Below are 3,217 nucleotides of genomic sequence, written 5' to 3'. Positions count from 1 at the left end.
TGTGTATAAGAGACAGCGCCGACCCCACCCCCGAGCCCCACGGCGTCGTGCTCAAGGTCATGGCCACCGGCGTCTGCCGCAGCGACTGGCACGGCTGGGTCGGCCACGACAGCGACATCGAGCTGCCCCATGTGCCGGGCCACGAACTGGCCGGGGTGGTCGAGGCGGTAGGCAGGGACGTGACCCTCTGGCGCATCGGCGACCGGGTGACGGTGCCCTTCGTCGGTGGCTGTGGCGCCTGTCCGCAGTGCCATGCCGGCCACCAGCAGGTCTGCGATCACCAGTTCCAGCCCGGCTTCACCCACTGGGGGTCCTTCGCCCAGTACGTCGGCATCCACCAGGCCGATCTCAATCTGGTCGCCTTGCCCGAGCAGCTCGAGTTCGCCACGGCGGCCAGCCTCGGCTGTCGCTTCGTGACGGCCTTTCGCGCGGTGGTCGATCAGGGGCGGGTCAGCGCTGGCCAGTGGGTGGTGGTGCACGGCTGCGGCGGTGTCGGCCTCTCGGCGATCATGATCGCCCGCGCCCTGGGCGCCCAGGTGGTGGCCATCGACATCACCGCCGACAAGCTGGCCCTGGCGCGTCGTCTCGGCGCGGTGGCGACGATCGATGCCACCCAGGTGGCCAGCGTGCCCGAGGCGGTGCAGGAACTCACCGGCGGCGGTGCGCACCTCTCCCTCGACGCCCTCGGCCATCCCACCACCTGCTGCAATTCCATCGCCTGCCTGCGCAAGCGCGGCAAGCACGTCCAGGTCGGGCTGCTGCTGGGTGACCAGGCGACCCCGGCATTGCCGATGAACCTGGTGATCGCCCGGGAACTGGAGATCCTTGGCAGCCACGGCATGCAGGCCCATCGCTACGACGTGCTGATGGCCATGCTGCGCCAGGGCAGCCTGGCGCCGGAGCAGCTGATCGGCCGCGAGATCAGCCTGGCCGAGTCCAGCGCGGCGCTGATGCAGATGGATACCTTCGCAGGCACCGGGGTGACCGTCATCACCCGCTTCGACTAATCCGCCTCCGCCGCCTGCAACACCCAGCGCAGGCCCTGCAGGTCTTCGGCGGTCAGGGTTTCGCGCAGGCGGCAGAGGCGATAGTGAACGCGGGTGTTCATGGCCACCCATTCCAGATCCTGGCGGGTGGGTTGGGCGACGAAATATTCACCGTAGCGCTCGTCCAGCCCGGCCATGCGGTACTGGCCCTTGAGCGGCAGGTAGATCTGGCCATTCATCTCCCAGCGACTGGCGCTGCAGCCATTGAAGCGCACCTTGTCGCCAAAGGTGGAGAGCTGGGTGCGAAAATCGGTGGTGGCGTTGCCGGCACTGGTCTTGAACTGACTGGCGATCACGCTGAAGACGATGCCTTCCGGCGAGGGCGCGCCCCGCCATTCGATGACCCGGCGATTGAGCGCCGCGTCGAATCCATCGGTGAAGATACCGGCGGCCTGCGCCGTGAGCGTTGGCAGGGTCAAGGCACCCAGCAACGCCATCATTGTTTTCAAAACGAGCTCCTGGTGATGACCCCACCCTCCAGCCTGAGGCAGCAGGCCGAGGCGGCAAAGGGCCAGCTTCAGACTTTGGAGACCCGATTGGCTGAAAGGTGCCCCCAGCGGTCCGGATAAGCGGTATCTTTCACAGTCTAGGCTCTGTACGAAAAGTGCCTGCGCTCGGTGATGCCGCGTTAGAAATCAGCTCGGAATGCTCATTTACCCCTCGTAAACTCCGCTTCCTCGCCGATTTTTTGCCTTGCCTGACCTTCGCTCGGCGACTTTTCATACAGAACCTAGCGACGAGCCCGCCTCGTCCACCCCCTTGAACCGTCGCCGGCGAGGCGTACGGCCCGACCACGAAACGACCGGCCTAGCCGCCGGAGAGCACTGCGAGGATCTATGAGCGCTGCGGACATCGATTGGAAGACCCTCGGTTTCGATTACATCAAGACCGACTTCCGCTATATCGCCACCTATCGCAACGGCAGCTGGGGACCCGGCGAGCTGACTCGCGACAACCAGCTGCACATCAGCGAAGGCTCCACGGCCATCCACTACGGCCAGCAGTGCTTCGAAGGCCTCAAGGCCTATCGCTGCCAGGACGGCTCCATCAACCTGTTCCGTCCCGATCGCAACGCCGCGCGCATGCACAGGAGCTGCGCCCGCCTGCTGATGCCGCCGGTCCCCACCGAGATGTTCATCGACGCCTGCCAGCAGGTGGTCAAGGCCAACGAGGCCTGGATTCCGCCCCACGGCACCGGCGGCGCCTTCTACCTGCGTCCCTTCGTCATCGGCGTGGGTGACAACATCGGCGTGCGTACCGCCCCCGAGTTTCACTTCGTGGTATTCGGCATCCCGGTCGGCGCCTACTTCAAGGGCGGCATGACCCCGCACAACTTCGTGATCTCCGGCTACGACCGCGCCGCGCCCCAGGGCACCGGCGCCGCCAAGGTCGGCGGCAACTACGCCGCCAGCCTGATGCCCGGCGCCCAGGCCAAGGCCGAAGGCTTCGCCGACTGCATCTACCTGGACCCCCTGACCCACAGCAAGATCGAGGAAGTCGGTTCGGCCAACTTCTTCGCCATCACCGGTGACGGCAAGTTCGTCACCCCGCGCTCCGAATCGGTGCTGCCGGGCGTGACCCGCATGTCGCTGATGGACCTGGCGCGCGAGCGGCTGAACCTGGAAGTGGTCGAGGGCGATGTCCATATCGACCAGCTCGATCAGTTCGTCGAAGCCGGCGCCTGCGGCACGGCGGCGGTCATCACCCCCATCGGCGGCATCCAGTACGGCGAGAAGCTGCACGTCTTCCACAGCCTGACCGACGTCGGCCCGGTGACGCGCAAGCTGTACGAGGAACTGACCGGCATCCAGACCGGCGACAAGCCGGCCCCCGAGGGTTGGATCGTCAAGGTCTGACTTGGGGTTGGTTTGGTTCGAAAAAGGCGCCTCAGGGCGCCTTTTTCGTTGGAGAAGGGGTTGGCGGTAGGTTGGGTTGAGCGGAGCGAAGCCCAACACTCCTGTGTACTCGTCTGCGCCCCAGCTCGTTATCGAGTGTTTTGAAGGTTTTTGTTTCGCCCACCCGGGCGAGTCACTTTTGTCAGTCACGGCTGCGCGCCCCGGACAAAAGTAACCAAAAGCGCTTGCCCCGACCATCCGGCCCTCCGCTCACGCCAGCGTCGTTCCGGGGTCGGCCTACACGGGCCGTCCATGGCCCGTTAGGCCTCTCGCCGC

Annotated in this window: 3 protein-coding genes; 2 read left to right on the top strand and 1 reads right to left on the bottom strand. The window is 65.8% G+C overall.

The annotated features are described in order from the left end of the window. Nucleotides 1–5: 5 nt before the first annotated feature. Nucleotides 6–1,007 carry a zinc-dependent alcohol dehydrogenase family protein gene (locus GSQ95_RS25785; protein WP_158974018.1) on the top strand — a complete coding sequence of 334 codons (1,002 nt, stop codon included), beginning with the start codon at nt 6–8 and terminating at the stop codon, nt 1,005–1,007. Here GSQ95_RS25785 and GSQ95_RS25780 read toward each other — a convergent pair. Then, nucleotides 1,004–1,495 (bottom strand): hypothetical protein, encoded by a 492-nt coding sequence (locus tag GSQ95_RS25780; RefSeq protein ID WP_178083908.1) that lies wholly within the window; start codon nt 1,493–1,495, stop codon nt 1,004–1,006. The two genes, GSQ95_RS25785 and GSQ95_RS25780, sit on opposite strands and share 4 nt — an antisense overlap. A gap of 387 nt (nt 1,496–1,882) precedes the next feature. Between GSQ95_RS25780 and GSQ95_RS25775 the strand changes: the two genes are divergently transcribed. After that, nucleotides 1,883–2,902 (top strand): branched-chain amino acid aminotransferase, encoded by a 1,020-nt coding sequence (locus GSQ95_RS25775; RefSeq protein ID WP_133861416.1) that lies wholly within the window; start codon nt 1,883–1,885, stop codon nt 2,900–2,902. Nucleotides 2,903–3,217 lie beyond the last annotated feature (315 nt).

Origin of the sequence: Pseudomonas sp. BAV 4579, assembly GCF_009765395.1 — a bacterium.
GTDB lineage: Bacteria > Pseudomonadota > Gammaproteobacteria > Pseudomonadales > Pseudomonadaceae > Chryseomonas > Chryseomonas aestiva.
Note: the sequence above shows the minus strand (reverse complement) of the source record. Positions and strands in the feature narration are given on the sequence as shown.